Consider the following 14,874-nt stretch of genomic DNA (forward strand, 5'->3'; position numbering starts at 1 on the left):
CCCCGTGATCAGAACGCCCCCCATACTCGAAAGGTGACCGCCACCGACCCCCCGCCCTACGACGCGATCGTGCTGGCCGGCGGCGCCGCAAGGCGCCTCGGCGGGACCGACAAGCCGTCCGTCCGGGTAGGCGGCCGCCCCCTCCTCGACCGCGTCCTCGCGGCCTGCGTCGGCGCACGGCGCACCGTCGTCGTGGCGGCCCCCCGCCCCACCTTCCGCCCGGTCCACTGGACCCGCGAGAACCCACCGGGCGGCGGCCCGGTCGCCGCCCTCGACGCCGGCCTGCGACACACCACCGCCGACTGCGCGGTCGTCCTCTCCGCAGACCTCCCGTTCCTCGAAGCGGCGACCGTGGAGCGCCTGTTGTCGGCCCTCCGCGTCTCCGGTGCGGATGCCGCACTGCTCACCGACGCCGACGGCCGGGACCAGCCCCTCGTCGCGGCCTACCGCACCACCGCACTCCGCCACGCCCTCGCGGCCCTCGCCGAAGGCAACGGCAGCGGCGGCGACAACGGCCTCACCGGCCTCCCCCTGCGGCGCCTGACCGCCGCACTGAACCTCACCCGCGTCCCGGACCACCTCGCGTCCTTCGACTGCGACACCTGGGACGACATCGCCGACGCCAGGGCACGCATCAGGGAGCATGGGCACGTGTTGGATGAATGGATCTCCGCAGTCAAGGACGAGCTGGGCATCGACCTGGACGTCGACACGCACGTCCTGCTCGACCTGGCCCGGGACGCCGCGCACGGTGTGGCCCGTCCCGCCGCCCCGCTGACCACCTTCCTCGTCGGCTACGCGGCCGCACAGGGCAAGGGCGGCCCCGAGGCGGTCGCCGAGGCGGCCCGCAAGGCCGTCGCGCTCGCCCTGCGCTGGGCGGAAGAGGCGACCAACGCCGAGAAGCCCACCGCCGAGAAGCCCACCGCTGAGAAGCCCGCCACCGACGACGGGCCGGGCTCCGACAGGCCGGGTCCCGACAACCCCGCCCCCGGGCCCGGCCGGTGACCGCCCGCGGCACCCGGGCCGGCACATCCGCCGCCGCGGACACCGACGACGATCTCGACGTCGAGGAGGCGCTCGCCCTCGTGAGAGAGCCCAGGGAGCCCCGGCAGGACGCCACCGCCGCGCCCACCCACCGCGGCGCACACGCCAAGGGCGAGCACGCCCACGGCGGGTCGTCGGCGCACCGCCACCGTGCCACCCCCTGGCCCCAGGCTCGCGAGACCGCCGCCCGCGCCGCCCGGTCCGGTGCCCGCCGCGCCCCCGTCTCCGTACCGCTCGCCGACGCCCTCGGACTGGCCCTCGCCGCCCCGCTGGACGCGCTCACCGACCTGCCCTCCTTCGACACCTCCGCGATGGACGGCTGGGCGGTCGCCGGCCCCGGCCCCTGGGACGTACGCGAGGGGGGCGTGCTGGCCGGGCACGCGCAGCCCGAGCCGCTCACCGACGGCGAGGCGGTCCGTATCGCCACCGGCGCCCGGATCCCGGCGGACACCACCGCGGTGCTGCGCAGCGAGCACGGCCGTCTCGACGCCCAGGGCCGACTGCATCCCACCCGTGAGACGGTCCACGGCCAGGACATCCGCCCGCGCGGTCAGGAGTGCCGTAGCGGTGACCAGTTGCTGCCCGTCGGCACCCTGGCCACCCCGGCCGTCCTCGGCCTCGCCGCGGCCGCCGGATATGACACCCTCACCGCGGTCCCCCGCCCCCGCGCCGAAGTCCTGATCCTGGGCGACGAGTTGCTGACCGAGGGGCTCCCGCACGACGGGTTCATCCGGGACGCGCTCGGCCCGATGCTGCCGCCCTGGTTGCGCGCGCTCGGCGCCGAGGTCACCGCCGTACGCCGGCTCGGTGACGACGCCAAGGCCCTGTACAAGGCGATCACCTCCTCGGCAGCCGATCTCGTCATCACCACGGGCGGCACCGCCTCCGGTCCGGTCGACCACATCCACCCCACCCTGGAGCGCATCGGCGCCGAACTCCTCGTCGACGGCGTGAAGGTGCGCCCCGGCCACCCCATGCTGCTGGCCCGCACCAAGGAGAACCAGCACCTCGTCGGCCTCCCCGGCAACCCCCTTGCCGCCGTCTCCGGCCTGCTCACCCTCGCCGAACCCCTCCTGCGCACCCTCGCCGCCCACCCGGCCCCCGAGCCGTATGTGGTTCCGCTGGCAGAAGCGACGCACGGACACCCGTACGACACCCGGCTCGTCCCGGTCGTCCTGCGGGGCGACACCGCGATCCCGCTGCACTACAACGGCCCGGCCATGCTCCGTGGCATCGCCGCCGCCGATGCGCTCGCGGTCGTGCCGCCGGGCGGAGCACAGCAGGGTGAGGAGACGGAACTCCTTGACCTGCCGTGGGCGGCCGCGGGCATCGGAGTGTGTTTCACGTGAAACTTCCGGGCCATGACGCCATCGCCCGCCAGGCGGACGAACACCTCGTGACCCATCGGGTGAAACTCCCGACGAAAGTGGTGGAGCGCCCGACCCGCCAGGTCGCCAAACGGCTGTCCATGGCCCTGCTGGTGCTGGTCGCCACGGCCTTGATCGTCTACGCCGACCGCGACGGCTACACCGACAACTCCGACGGCTCCGTCGACCTCCTCGACGCCTTCTACTACGCGACCGTCACCCTCTCCACCACCGGCTACGGAGACATCACCCCCGTCAGCGACGGTGCGCGGCTCACCAACATCTTCGTCATCACGCCCCTGCGCGTGCTGTTCCTGATCATCCTGGTCGGCACCACGCTCGAAGTCCTCACCGAACGCACCCGGGAGGAATGGCGCCTGAACCGCTGGAGGTCCACCTTGCGGGATCACACCGTCGTCGTCGGGTTCGGGACGAAGGGGCGGTCGGCGATCCAGACCGTCTGTGCGACCGGGCTGAAGGCGGAGCAGGTGGTCGTGGTCGACCCGAGCTCCAAGGTGATCGAGGCGGCCACCGCCGACGGATACGCGGGGGTCATGGGCGACGCGACCCGCAGCGATGTGCTGAAGCGGGCCGAGGTGCAGCGGGCCCGGCAGATCATCATCGCGACCCAGCGTGATGACACGGCTGTGCTGGTGACCCTGACCGCCCGGCAGCTCAACAAGGCCGCGAAGATCGTGGCCGCGGTCCGCGAGGAGGAGAACGCGCCGCTGCTCAAGCAGTCCGGCGCCGACGCCGTCATCACCAGCGCCAGCGCCGCCGGGCGGCTGCTCGGGCTGTCCGTGCTCAGCCCGGCCGCCGGCATGGTCATGGAGGACCTCATCCAGCAGGGCAGCGGCCTGGACCTCGTGGAACGTCCGGCGGTCAGGGCCGAGGTCGGCAAGACCCCCCGCGAGACGGCCGACCTGGTGGTGAGCGTCGTACGCGGACACCGGGTGCTCGGATACGACGATCCGGCCGTCGGCACCATCGAGCCGACGGACCGGCTGATCACGATCGTGCGGGCCTCGCCGGGCACCCGGGTCGCGCCGGACGTACGACCGCTGCCCCGCGCCTGACCGGGCGAGCAGCCGGTGGCGTCACCGGCGGGGCCAGGACGTGCGGGGAGTAGCGTCGGCCGCATGTATGCGATCACGATTCCCGAACCCGGTGGGCCCGAGGCGCTGGTGTGGGACGAGGTTCCCGATCCGGTGCCCGGTGAGGGCGAAGTACTGGTCGAGGTGGTGGCCAGCGCCGTCAACCGTGCCGACATCCTGCAGCGGCAGGGCAACTACAGCCCGCCGCCGGGCGCGTCCCCGTACCCCGGTCTGGAGTGCTCCGGGCGGATCGCCGCGCTCGGCCCCGGCGTCTCCGGCTGGTCGGTCGGCGACGAGGTGTGCGCACTGCTCGCGGGCGGTGGCTACGCCGAGAAGGTCGCAGTGCCGGCCGGGCAGCTGCTGCCGGTGCCCGAGGGCGTGGACCTGAAGCAGGCCGCCGCGCTGCCCGAGGTGGCCTGCACGGTCTGGTCGAACGTGTTCATGATCGCCCACCTGCGCCCCGGCGAGAACCTGCTCGTACACGGCGGCGCCAGCGGCATCGGCACCATGGCGATCCAGCTGGGCAAGGCGATCGGCGCCAAGGTCGCGGTCACCGCGGGCACGAAGGAGAAGCTGGACTTCTGCGCCGAGCTGGGCGCGGACATCCTCGTCAACTACCGCGAGCAGGACTTCGTCGCCGAGGTGAAGCAGGCCACCGACGGCGCGGGGGCAGATGTCATCCTCGACAACATGGGCGCCAAGTACCTGGACCGGAACGTGCGGGCGCTCGCGGTCAACGGGCGGCTCGCGATCATCGGTATGCAGGGCGGCGTCAAGGGCGAGCTGAACATCGGTGCGCTGCTCAACAAGCGGGCCGCGATCACCGCGGCGTCGCTGCGCGCCCGGCCGCTCGCAGAGAAGACGACCATCGTCGCGGCGGTGCGGGAGCATGTGTGGCCGTTGATCGCCCAGCGCCATGTCCGCCCGGTCGTCGACCGGGAACTGCCGATGGCGGACGCGGCACAGGCCCAGCGGGTGGTCGAGGCCAGCGAGCACATCGGCAAGGTTCTGCTGGTCACCGGATAGCGCCCCGTCCCCGCGCTACCCCCGCCGTACCCGCAGGCCGAGAAAGGCGAGGCCGAGCCCGAGGCCGATCAGGACCAGGCCGCTGCCGAGCGGAAGGATCTGCAGCGTGGGCTCGGTGCCGTCGTCCTGACCGGTGCCGATGGCCTGGCCGGCGGGTTGGGGCTGGGGCGCGGTGGGGGCCAGGACGGCCTCCCGGGGCGGCTGCGCGGAGGTGCCCGCCGGGCTTTCGGCTCCGCTCGACGCAGGCTCCGTCGCCGTTCCCTCGTCGTCGGGATCGTCGGGGTCGTCGGCGTCCTGGCTCTCGACCTTCGTCGCAGGTCCCTGGGGCCGCCCCGGTCGCATCCGGCCCTCACCGGCCAGCGTGCCGGCCAGTGACGGCTCGGGGGTGGCCGAGGCGCTGGCGGAGTCCGAGGGCAGCGGCTCGGGGTCGTACGCGACAGCGGTGCCGCACGGCAGCAGGACCGCCGCGAGGACGAGCAGCAGACGTGCGAGCAGCAGACGGACCGGCACGGGCCTTACCCGGCCAGGCGACGGTTCGCATGCTGCCCGGAGCCGTTCACCGCCCAGGGGGCGTTCGCGTGCCGCGGGCGGCCGGGTACCGGCGCGGGGGAGTCGCAGCCTTGGAGTCACGTCGGTGACCTCCTGGAGCACAGTCGTCGTCAGGCCGACGAATACCACCATCACATTCACCTATAAACACGGCATTTCTGATTCGGCCGATGGGTCTACGACCGGTCCTGGGTGGTTCCGAAAGGTGGATCAGCCCCCATGGGGGGCACCACGGTGGTGAGGTGTACGGGTGCGAGAGAATGGCGGCATGGAGATGCCGAGGAACGAACGGTCGCCCGAGAACCCCCAGATCCTGGTCGTGGGCCAGGACGGGATGGCACTCGGCGGCGGCAACGGGGACGAGGACTCCCGCGAGATCCCGGTGACGGAGATGGTGGAGCAGCCCGCCAAGGTCATGCGGATCGGCAGCATGATCAAGCAGCTCCTGGAGGAGGTGCGCGCGGCTCCCCTCGACGAGGCCAGCCGGGTCCGGCTCAAGGAGATCCACGCCAGTTCCGTGAAGGAGCTGGAGGACGGTCTGGCGCCGGAGCTGGTGGAGGAGCTGGAGCGGCTCTCGCTGCCGTTCACCGAGAACACGACCCCCTCTGACGCGGAACTGCGCATCGCACAGGCCCAGTTGGTGGGCTGGCTGGAGGGGCTGTTCCACGGGATCCAGACCACCCTGTTCGCCCAGCAGATGGCCGCCCGCGCCCAGCTGGAGCAGATGCGGCGCGCGCTGCCACCGGGCGTCGGCCACGAGGGTGAGGAGCACGGCCCGGCCGGCCGCTCCGGTGGGCCGTACCTCTAGACACCCCCGACAGACACCCCCGAGTCTTCCGAGACGGCGAAGGGCCCGGCGTACGCGCCGGGCCCTTTCTACTGCGCCTCGCGTTCTGCTGGGCCTCGCGTCAGCCGGTCGCAGGGTTGCCCGTCGACACCTTGAGCTCGATGGTCGGCATGTCCTGCGGGTCGACGTCGGTGCCGGAGGTCGGGAACTGCTCCATGATCGCGCCGTCGCCGTACGTGTTCTCGTCCACGGAGACGATCTTCATCTGCCATCCGGCGGCCTGGAAGCACTCCTTGACCGACTTGACGTACTTGAACTTGAAGTCCGGGACCTGGATCTTGTCCGGGTCGTCGTAGGACTCCTGCGGTTCGGTGCACTCGGTCTTCTCGACGGTCTTCGAGGTGTCGGGCCCGCGGTAGCCAGACGCGTGCGATGCCGAGGCGCTCGCGGTGCTGCCGCCGCTGCCGCCGCTGGAGCCGGTGTTGTCGTCGCCGGTGTTCATCGCCAGTGCGGCGATCAGGCCGATCACCGCGATCAGCGACACCGCGATCGACCCGATGACCACCGGCCGGTTGCTCTTCCCGCCGCCACCTGCACCGCTGCCGCCACCGCCGGAAGGCCCCTGGGGCGTGATGTTGTACGGGGGCGGCGTCGACGGTGCCGGCTGGCCGTACCCGGCCGGCGTCTGGTACCCCGCCTGCTGCGGATAGCCGTACGCCGGAGCGGCGGCAGGGCCAGGGGCCGGAGCCGGAGTGCCGTACGGATGCGGGGCCGGGACCGGCGTCGGCCGGTACGGCGCCTGTACCGGCCCGGGAGGCGCCGGCGTCGCCTGGCCGACCGGCGGGAACACGGCGGAGCCGACCCCGGCGCCGCTCTGCGTCGGCGGGATGCCCGGGACGATGCTCGGCGCGGCCGGCTGGAGCGAGGCGGCGACCCGCAGGCACTCGTCACGCATGGACTCGGCGGTCGGGAAGCGCTCGTTCGGGTTCTTCTTCAGTGCGCGGGCGACCAGCGCGTCCACGGCCGGGGGAAGCGCACGGTTGAAGGAGGAGGGAGCGACCGGCTCCTCCTGGACGTGCGCGTAGGCGATGGCCAGCGGTGAGTCCGCGTCGAACGGCAGCCGCCCGGTGACCAGCTGGAACAGCATGATGCCGACCGAGTAGAGGTCGGATCGGGCGTCCACGCCCCGGCCGAGGGCCTGCTCCGGGGAGAGATACTGCGGGGTACCGACGACCATGCCGGTCTGGGTCATCGAGGTGACCCCGGACTGCATGGCGCGGGCGATGCCGAAGTCCATCACCTTGACGACCCCGCGCTTGGTCGTCATCACGTTGCCGGGCTTGATGTCGCGGTGGACCAGCCCCATCTCGTGGCTGATCTCCAGCGCGGCCAGCACGTCGGCGGTGATCTTCAGCGCCTTGTCGGCGGGCATCGCGCCGTACTGCCGTACGTCCTCCTCCAGCACCGAGCCGAGCGGGCGGCCTTCGACGTACTCCATGACGATGTACGGCATCGTCGAACCGTCCAGCTCGTCCTCACCCGTGTCGAAGACGGAGACGATGTTGGTGTGCGTGAGCTTGGCCACTGCCTGGGCCTCGCGGCGGAAGCGCTCGCGGAAGGCCTGTTCCCGGCCGAGTTCGGTGTGCAGCGTCTTGATCGCGACCTGGCGGTCCAGGACCGCGTCGTACGCCAGGTGCACGGAGGCCATGCCGCCCTCGCCGAGCAGGTCGCGCAGCTGGTAGCGGCCGGCGGCCAGAGCCCACCCCGTATAACGGCCGCGTGCGCCGTCCTGGCTCATTTTCCCCGTCCCCCGCCCGGCACTCGGGCACCCTTGTTGATCGAATGTCCCATTCCCGGCCAAGTCTGCCGGAGGGCACTGACACGTCAAGCGCGGTGCCCGTTCCGTGACCGTACGCGAAGGAAGAGCCGCGGAAGCGTTACAGCGGCCGTACGTCCGGTACACAGAATTTGCACGAGAGTGCGTGGTACGGGTTTGATGGCCGGTCCGTCCACGGGACGGATCCCGGACCGACGGGTTGCGCGGAGGCTGTAGCGTGGCCGACGGAGACCGTGACAACACCGCGCGCACCGCGGGCAGAAACGACGGCGAGGACCGATGGCACAGACGCACAGCGCCCAGGGCCCGTCCGACCCCGAGGCGACTGGCGGCGGTATGTCGGACGCGCCTGAGCTGTGGGGCAACGGAGGTCTGGTCGGCGACGGCCGCTACCGGCTCACCCACCGCCTCGGCCGGGGCGGCATGGCCGAGGTGTTCGCCGCCGAGGACGTACGGCTCGGCCGCACGGTGGCCGTGAAGCTGCTCCGCGCAGACCTCGCCGAGGACCCGGTCTCCAAGGCCCGCTTCACCCGCGAGGCACAGTCGGTCGCGGGGCTCAACCACCACGCGATCGTGGCGGTGTACGACTCCGGCGAGGACGTCGTCAACGGCCAGTCCGTGCCGTACATCGTGATGGAGCTGGTCGAGGGCCGCACCATCCGTGAACTGCTGATCGACGCCCAGGCGCCGGGCCCCGAGCAGGCTCTGATCATCGTCTCCGGTGTCCTCGAGGCGCTTGCCTACTCGCACCAGCACGGCATCGTGCACCGTGACATCAAGCCGGCCAACGTGATCATCACCCACAACGGCGCCGTCAAGGTGATGGACTTCGGCATCGCCCGCGCCCTGCACGGCGCGTCCACGACGATGACGCAGACCGGCATGGTCATGGGCACGCCCCAGTACCTCTCCCCGGAGCAGGCGCTCGGCAAGGCCGTCGACCACCGCTCCGACCTGTACGCCACCGGCTGCCTGCTCTACGAACTCCTCGCCCTGCGGCCCCCGTTCATCGGCGAGACGCCGCTGGCGGTGGTCTACCAGCACGTCCAGGACATCCCGATGCCGCCGTCCCAGACCTCCGAGGGCGCGGCCCCGCCGGAGCTGGACGGCCTGGTCATGCGCTCGCTCGCCAAGGAGCCCGACGACCGCTTCCAGACCGCCGAGGAGATGCGCGGCCTGGTCCAGTACGGCCTGCAGATGCTGTACGACCAGGGCAGCCACACCGGTACCTGGAACACCGGCCCGGTCACCGTGCACGACGGCCGGCACACCCCGGCGGCCGGTTTCGCCGGTACGACCGTGATGCCGCACCCGGCGGCCGCCGCCGGGACCACCCAGATCCCGCAGCCGATCCTGCCGGGCGGCTACGGAGGCGGCGACGACGGCGGTTTCGAGGGGCACGGCAACCGGGGCAGCGGCCGCGGCAAGCTGTGGATCCTGGCCGTCCTCGCGGTGATCGCCATCGCGGCGGGTGTCGCCCTGGCGCTGAACAAGGGCGGTGGCGGCGGCGACGGCGGCACCGGTACGACACAGTCGCCGACCACCTCGCAGACCACCAAGGACGCGACCGCCAGCGCGAGCCCGTCCGACGAGGCCAGCGACACCGCCACGGACACGGCGACCGACACCAGCGGCACGGGCAGCGACGACAACTCCGACTACACGCCGTCTTCGACCCCGTCGTACACCCAGTCCGAGACGCAGAGCAGCGAGCCGAGCGACGAGCCGAGCGACACGGCGAGCGCCTCGCAGCCGACCGACACCGCGAGCTCTCCGGAGACGGATCCCTCGGACACGACCGGCACGGACGGCGGCAGCGGCGACGGCGGCAACACCATCGAGGGCACCGGCCTGGGCGGCGGTTGAAGGACAGCGACGCCCTTCGGCTGACCGGCGGCCTTCGGCTGACCGGCGGCCGTCACCGGCCGCCGGCTACTGGACGAAGGCGTCGCACACCGCGTCGTACTCCCTGGTCCACCACACGGCGAGTGCCGAGGCGGCCGGGAACTGGGGGTCCGCGCGGGTGTCGCCGCGCTCGTAGTGCCAGCGCAGCATCCAGAAGTCGTTGAGCCGCTCCCACCACACGCGGTGCACGGCCGCCGCCAGCTCCGAGGGCGTGGCCCCGGCCGCGCGCCGGTACGCGCGCGCGTACGCCCGCACCTTCCGCAGGTCGAGCGCTCCCTCCGGGCGGACGAAGAAGATCACTGCGGCGCGTACGGCCTCCTCCGCGCGGGGCTGCACGCCGAGCCGGTCCCAGTCGACGATCGCCGCGGGTGCGTCGTCCTTGTAGAGCAGGTTGAACGGGTGGAAGTCGCCGTGCACCCAGCCCACCGAGGCGCCGCGCGGGGGGCGCCGGCCGGCGTGCTGCTCCAGGAGCGCACGGCGTTCGAGCAGCCGGTGGCGGGCGAGTTCGTCGAAGGCGTCGGCGGGGCGGTGCCGGCTGACGTGGGCGAGCAGGTCGTCGATGAGCGCGAAGGTGTCGGCGGGGTCGGCGCTCTCGACGGGATGGGGGCTGGTGGCCGGGCGGGTGCGCCCCTTGGGTGGCATCACGCGCTCCAGGCAGGCGTGCACGGCGCCGAGGAGCGCGCCGAGCCGCGCGCACTCCCCGCGCGTGAGCTGACCGCCGTGCCGGTGCCGGCCGTCGATCCACGGGTGCAACGCGTAGGCGTGGCCGCCCACGACGGCGACCGTACGGCCGTCGCGGTGGGCCAGCGGCGGCGCGACCGGGACGCCGAGGGCGGCCAGCCGCAGGGTGGCCAGATGACGTCGCTCGATGGCGGCCGGGTCGGCGGTGTCGGGGTCGAAGTGGTGCTTCAGGAAGTAGCGGCCGCGGGTGGTGCAGAGGCGGTAGCCGCGGTTCAGCAGGCCCTGTTCGACCGGCTCGCAGGCGAGCGCGGAACCGGCGGCGTACAGCCGGAGCAGGGGGTCCAACGGGGGCGCGTGGGGCACGAGGGGTGGTACACATGAGCGCGGCACGCGCCAGATGCTAGGGCAAGCGCCAGCCCCGTGAGCTGGGCGTTATCACAGGCAGTCGCTGATGGTCGCTTTCGGTCACACGGTGAACCGTGGCGAATACAAGTGCGAAAGATGTGCCCCGGGGGCGTGCCGCGGGGCGTAGGGTCACGGCGCCGCGCTCGGTGCCCGGCGAGCGGATCGGACACCTCGATGTCTTCCCGTGGCCCTGGGCGGCGGGATAACGTGCCGTTGCTCCGGCCTCCTGCAAGGCTCTGACCAGCGACCTTCCGGCCCGCGTCGATTTACTAGGAAACCCAAGCAAAAAGTACTTGGATTTCCAAGCAAAAACGCAGGTCAGAAGGGGTTTCACAGAAATGTGGGGCACTGGGTAACGTGCTTGTTGCAGGGCGCTCGCCGGGGCACCTGTCACGCCTGTTCCCGGCCGAGTGGCACACACCCCGTGCCACGGGTGTCGGAAGCAGGTGAGCCGCACTGGTTCACCCGGCAACCCCGGGGGCCGGACCGACGGAGGAGCACACGTGACCGTGGACAGCAGTGCCGCGAGCGAACCGCGACGCAGCGCCGCAGGCAAAGCCGGTACCACCGGCAGCAAGACCGGCACCAAGCGCACCACTCGCACCACCAGTCGCACCACCACCAGCACCGCCTCTCGCACCACCACGCGCAGCACCACGAAGAAGAGCACCGATCCCGAACTCGTCCAGCTGCTGACCCCCGAGGGCAAGCGGGTCAAGAACGCCGAGTACGACGCGTACGTCGCCGGGATCACCCCCGAGGAGCTGCGCGGCCTGTACCGCGACATGGTGCTCACCCGCCGCTTCGACGCCGAGGCCACCGCCCTGCAGCGCCAGGGCGAACTGGGCCTGTGGGCGTCCCTGCTCGGCCAGGAGGCCGCCCAGATCGGCTCCGGGCGCGCCACCCGCGAGGACGACTACGTCTTCCCGACCTACCGCGAGCACGGCGTCGCCTGGTGCCGCGGGGTCGACCCGACCAACCTGCTGGGTATGTTCCGCGGCGTCAACCACGGCGGCTGGGACCCCAACACCAACAACTTCCACCTCTACACGATCGTCATCGGCTCCCAGACGCTGCACGCCACCGGCTACGCGATGGGCATCGCCAAGGACGGCGCGGACTCGGCGGTGATCGCCTACTTCGGCGACGGTGCCTCCAGCCAGGGCGACGTCGCCGAATCGTTCACCTTCTCCGCGGTCTACAACGCCCCGGTCGTCTTCTTCTGCCAGAACAACCAGTGGGCGATCTCCGAGCCCACCGAGAAGCAGACCCGCGTCCCGCTCTACCAGCGCGCCCAGGGCTTCGGCTTCCCCGGCGTCCGGGTCGACGGCAACGACGTGCTCGCCTGCCTCGCGGTCACCAAGTGGGCGCTGGAGCGTGCCCGCAGCGGCGAGGGCCCGACGCTGGTCGAGGCGTACACCTACCGGATGGGCGCCCACACCACCTCCGACGACCCGACCAAGTACCGGGCCGACGAGGAGCGCGAGGCCTGGGAGGCCAAGGACCCGATCCTGCGCCTTCGCCGGTACCTGGAGGCCGCAAACCACGCGGACGAGGGATTTTTCGCGGAACTCGAAACCGAGTCCGAGGCGTTGGGCAGGCGAGTGCGCGAAGCGGTACGGGCCATGCCGGACCCGGACAAATTCGCCGTCTTCGAGAACGTGTACGCGGACGGGCATGCGCTCGTCGACGAGGAGCGAGCCCAGTTCGCCGCCTACCAGGCGTCGTTCGCAGACGTAGAGGGGGTCTGACCATGGCAGCGGAAAAGATGGCTCTGGCCAAGGCGATCAACGAGTCGCTGCGCCGCGCGTTGGAGTCGGACCCCAAGGTCCTCATCATGGGCGAGGACGTCGGCAAGCTCGGCGGCGTCTTCCGGGTCACCGACGGCCTGCAGAAGGACTTCGGTGAGAGCCGCGTCATCGACACCCCCCTCGCCGAGTCCGGCATCGTCGGCACCGCGATCGGCCTCGCGCTGCGCGGCTACCGCCCGGTGGTGGAGATCCAGTTCGACGGCTTCGTCTTCCCGGCGTACGACCAGATCGTCACCCAGCTCGCGAAGATGCACGCCCGCTCGCTGGGCAAGGTCAAGATGCCGGTCGTCGTCCGCATCCCCTACGGCGGCGGCATCGGCGCGGTCGAGCACCACTCCGAGTCCCCGGAGGCGCTGTTCGCGCACGTGGCGGGCCTGAAGATCGTCTCCCCCTCCAACTCCTCCGACGCGTACTGGATGATGCAGCAGGCCATCCAGAGCGACGACCCGGTGATCTTCTTCGAGCCCAAGCGCCGCTACTGGGACAAGGGCGAGGTCAACACCGAGGCCATCCCCGGCCCGCTCCACAAGGCCCGTGTGGTCCGCGAGGGCACCGACCTGACCCTCGTCGCCTACGGTCCGATGGTGAAGCTCTGCCAGGAGGCCGCCGACGCGGCCGCCGAGGAGGGCAAGTCGCTGGAGGTCCTGGACCTGCGGTCCGTCTCCCCGATGGACTTCGACTCGATCCAGGCCTCGGTCGAGAAGACCCGCCGGCTGGTCGTGGTCCATGAGGCGCCGGTGTTCTTCGGTTCGGGCGCGGAGATCGCCGCCCGCATCACCGAGCGCTGCTTCTACCACCTGGAGGCCCCGGTCCTCAGGGTCGGCGGCTACCACGCCCCCTACCCGCCGGCCCGCCTGGAGGAGGAGTACCTTCCGGGCCTTGACCGCGTGCTCGACGCCGTCGACCGTGCCCTGGCGTACTGAGGAGAGGGTCGTGACGACGATGACGGAAGCGTCCGTACGCGAGTTCAAGATGCCGGACGTGGGCGAGGGGCTCACCGAGGCCGAGATCCTCAAGTGGTACGTCCAGCCCGGCGACACGGTCACCGACGGCCAGGTGGTGTGCGAGGTCGAGACGGCGAAGGCGGCCGTCGAACTCCCCATCCCCTACGACGGCGTGGTCCGCGAGCTGCGCTTCGCCGAGGGCACCACGGTGGATGTGGGCACGGCGATCATCGCGGTGGACGTGGCGGGCGGGGCGGCGGCCGAAGAGCCCGCGGCGGCGGCACCGGCTCCGGAACCCGAGAAGAAGCCGGAGGGCCGCCAGCCGGTTCTCGTCGGCTACGGCGTGGCCGCCTCCTCCACCAAGCGCCGCCCGCGCAAGGGCCCGGAGGCCACGGTCGCCGAGGTGGCGGTGCGGTCCGCGGTCCAGCAGGAGCTGAACGGCCACGGCCCAGCTCCGGTTCCCACCCCCACCCCGGTTCCCGCCCCGGCCCCGGCCGCGGAGGACCGCCCCCGCCCGCTGGCGAAGCCGCCGGTGCGCAAGCTGGCGAAGGACCTGGGCGTCGACCTGGCCACGGTGACCCCGTCCGGCCCGGACGGCGTCATCACGCGCGAGGACGTACACGCGGCGGTCACGGCGGCGACCGCCGTACCGACGACGGCGCCGCAGCCGGCGGTCCCCGAGACCGCCGTGACCCCCGCCGTCGTCTCGCACGACACCGCCCGCGAGACGCGCGTCCCCATCAAGGGCGTCCGCAAGGCGACGGCGGCGGCGATGGTGGGTTCGGCGTTCACGGCGCCGCATGTCACGGAGTTCGTGACGGTGGACGTGACGCGCACGATGAAGCTGGTGGAGGAGCTGAAGCAGGACAAGGACCTGCAAGGCCTCCGGGTGAACCCGCTCCTCCTCATCGCCAAGGCTCTGCTGGTCGCCATCAGACGCAACCCGGACATCAACGCGTCCTGGGACGAGGCGAACCAGGAGATCGTGCTCAAGCACTACGTCAACCTGGGCATCGCCGCGGCCACCCCGCGCGGCCTGATCGTGCCGAACATCAAGGACGCCCACGCGAAGACGCTCCCGCAGCTGGCGGAGGCGCTCGGTGAGCTGGTCGGCACGGCCAGGGACGGCAAGACGTCACCCGCCGCGATGCAGGGCGGCACGGTGACCATCACCAACGTCGGCGTCTTCGGCATCGACACGGGCACGCCGATCCTCAACCCCGGCGAGGCCGCGATCCTCGCGGTCGGCGCGATCAAGCTCCAGCCGTGGGTCCACAAGGGCAAGGTGAAGCCCCGCCAGGTCACCACGCTGGCGCTGAGCTTCGACCACCGGTTGGTGGACGGCGAGCTGGGCTCCAAGGTCCTGGCGGACATCGCGGCGGTTCTGGAACAGCCGAAGCGGTTGATCACCTGGGGATGAGACC

The 14,874-nt window shown here is 71.7% G+C and carries 12 protein-coding genes; 9 read left to right on the forward strand and 3 right to left on the reverse strand.

The window, feature by feature from the left end:
• Positions 1-33 precede the first annotated feature (33 nt).
• From ACFWPS_RS11540 to ACFWPS_RS11555, 4 genes are all read left to right on the forward strand, one after another.
• The gene (locus ACFWPS_RS11540) at positions 34-1,005 is read left to right on the forward strand and encodes an NTP transferase domain-containing protein (protein ID WP_383703565.1); all 972 of its coding nucleotides are present in this window, start codon (positions 34-36) and stop codon (positions 1,003-1,005) included.
• Positions 1,002-2,393 carry a molybdopterin molybdotransferase MoeA gene (locus ACFWPS_RS11545; protein ID WP_383703567.1) on the forward strand — a complete coding sequence of 464 codons (1,392 nt, stop codon included), beginning with the start codon at positions 1,002-1,004 and terminating at the stop codon, positions 2,391-2,393. The genes ACFWPS_RS11540 and ACFWPS_RS11545 overlap by 4 nt, the downstream gene beginning before the upstream one ends.
• A complete protein-coding gene (locus ACFWPS_RS11550; RefSeq protein ID WP_383703569.1) occupies positions 2,390-3,487 on the forward strand; it encodes a potassium channel family protein in 1,098 nt (365 codons plus the stop codon). The genes ACFWPS_RS11545 and ACFWPS_RS11550 overlap by 4 nt, the downstream gene beginning before the upstream one ends.
• Before the next feature lie 63 nt (positions 3,488-3,550).
• Positions 3,551-4,531, forward strand: coding sequence for an NAD(P)H-quinone oxidoreductase (locus ACFWPS_RS11555; protein ID WP_383703571.1), 981 nt, complete (start codon positions 3,551-3,553; stop codon positions 4,529-4,531).
• A gap of 15 nt (positions 4,532-4,546) precedes the next feature.
• On the opposite strand, the gene ACFWPS_RS11560 is transcribed toward ACFWPS_RS11555, so the two are convergent.
• A complete protein-coding gene (locus ACFWPS_RS11560) occupies positions 4,547-5,041 on the reverse strand; it encodes a hypothetical protein (protein ID WP_383703573.1) in 495 nt (164 codons plus the stop codon).
• Positions 5,042-5,348: 307 nt separating this feature from the next.
• Between ACFWPS_RS11560 and ACFWPS_RS11565 the strand changes: the two genes are divergently transcribed.
• Entirely contained in the window at positions 5,349-5,888 is a 540-nt protein-coding gene (locus ACFWPS_RS11565; protein ID WP_365797836.1) for a bacterial proteasome activator family protein, read from the forward strand.
• A 100-nt stretch (positions 5,889-5,988) separates the two neighbouring features.
• Here ACFWPS_RS11565 and ACFWPS_RS11570 read toward each other — a convergent pair whose 3' ends face one another.
• Complete coding sequence (locus ACFWPS_RS11570) at positions 5,989-7,665, reverse strand: protein kinase (RefSeq protein WP_383703575.1); 1,677 nt, start codon at positions 7,663-7,665, stop codon at positions 5,989-5,991.
• A 318-nt stretch (positions 7,666-7,983) separates the two neighbouring features.
• Between ACFWPS_RS11570 and ACFWPS_RS11575 the strand changes: the two genes are divergently transcribed.
• Positions 7,984-9,570 (forward strand): protein kinase, encoded by a 1,587-nt coding sequence (locus ACFWPS_RS11575; protein WP_383703577.1) that lies wholly within the window; start codon positions 7,984-7,986, stop codon positions 9,568-9,570.
• A 66-nt stretch (positions 9,571-9,636) separates the two neighbouring features.
• On the opposite strand, the gene ACFWPS_RS11580 is transcribed toward ACFWPS_RS11575, so the two are convergent.
• Positions 9,637-10,653: a phosphotransferase gene (locus ACFWPS_RS11580; RefSeq protein ID WP_383703579.1), complete on the reverse strand. Its 1,017-nt coding sequence runs from the start codon at positions 10,651-10,653 to the stop codon at positions 9,637-9,639.
• 545 nt (positions 10,654-11,198) lie between these two features.
• Between ACFWPS_RS11580 and pdhA the strand changes: the two genes are divergently transcribed.
• The 3 genes from pdhA to ACFWPS_RS11595 are packed head-to-tail and all read left to right on the forward strand — an operon-like array spanning position 11,199 to position 14,870.
• On the forward strand, positions 11,199-12,446 hold the full coding sequence (pdhA, locus tag ACFWPS_RS11585; protein ID WP_383703581.1) for a pyruvate dehydrogenase (acetyl-transferring) E1 component subunit alpha: 1,248 nt from the start codon (positions 11,199-11,201) through the stop codon (positions 12,444-12,446).
• 2 nt (positions 12,447-12,448) lie between these two features.
• A complete protein-coding gene (locus ACFWPS_RS11590) occupies positions 12,449-13,429 on the forward strand; it encodes an alpha-ketoacid dehydrogenase subunit beta (RefSeq protein ID WP_383703583.1) in 981 nt (326 codons plus the stop codon).
• A gap of 10 nt (positions 13,430-13,439) precedes the next feature.
• Positions 13,440-14,870 (forward strand): dihydrolipoamide acetyltransferase family protein, encoded by a 1,431-nt coding sequence (locus ACFWPS_RS11595; protein ID WP_383703585.1) that lies wholly within the window; start codon positions 13,440-13,442, stop codon positions 14,868-14,870.
• Positions 14,871-14,874: the final 4 nt, after the last annotated feature.

It is taken from the genome of Streptomyces sp. NPDC058457, from assembly GCF_042720695.1.
In the GTDB taxonomy this organism is placed as follows: domain Bacteria; phylum Actinomycetota; class Actinomycetes; order Streptomycetales; family Streptomycetaceae; genus Streptomyces.

Bases quoted from the DNA above. Each gene is read 5' to 3' on its own strand.
- ACFWPS_RS11555 (WP_383703571.1), top strand. From the start codon at position 3,551: ATGTATGCGATCACGATTCCCGAACCCGGTGGGCCCGAGGCGCTGGTG.
- ACFWPS_RS11565 (WP_365797836.1), top strand. From the start codon at position 5,349: ATGGAGATGCCGAGGAACGAACGGTCGCCCGAGAACCCCCAGATCCTG.
- ACFWPS_RS11570 (WP_383703575.1), bottom strand. From the start codon at position 7,665: ATGAGCCAGGACGGCGCACGCGGCCGTTATACGGGGTGGGCTCTGGCC.
- ACFWPS_RS11575 (WP_383703577.1), top strand. From the start codon at position 7,984: ATGGCACAGACGCACAGCGCCCAGGGCCCGTCCGACCCCGAGGCGACT.
- ACFWPS_RS11590 (WP_383703583.1), top strand. From the start codon at position 12,449: ATGGCAGCGGAAAAGATGGCTCTGGCCAAGGCGATCAACGAGTCGCTG.